This window comes from Citrobacter sp. wls826 (assembly GCF_005281245.1).
Taxonomy (GTDB): domain Bacteria; phylum Pseudomonadota; class Gammaproteobacteria; order Enterobacterales; family Enterobacteriaceae; genus Citrobacter; species Citrobacter braakii.
Map to the genome: position 1 here is coordinate 237,393 of NZ_SZWS01000055.1, position 299 is coordinate 237,691.

A 299-nucleotide genomic window follows, 5' to 3' on the forward strand; every position below is an offset into this window, starting at 1 on the left:
CTCCCGTTTGCTCTGGTCCCGAACCTTCGTCTGGCAGGCAAAGAACGGCTCAAAGCCTTCACGCTGCAGGCTTTCGAGGATGGTGATGGTCGGGATGTAGGTGTACCTGTCTGAACGAGATTCATGCTTGTCACTCCCGAACACGCTGGGAACATGACTCATCAACTCTTCGTGGGTCAGAGGCCGGTCACGGCGTATCTGGTTTATACGGCCAAAGCGGCTGGCTAATCGCATAGCTAACTCCTTATCTGATAATGAAATGAAAACAAAAAGGCCATGTCCCCGAAGGAACATGGCCT

At 52.5% G+C, this 299-nt stretch carries 1 protein-coding gene; it reads right to left on the reverse strand.

The window, feature by feature from the left end:
* Positions 1-234 (reverse strand): DUF932 domain-containing protein (locus FDW87_RS22900; RefSeq protein ID WP_137380003.1); only part of this gene is annotated, 234 nt, incomplete at its 3' end.
* Positions 235-299 lie beyond the last annotated feature (65 nt).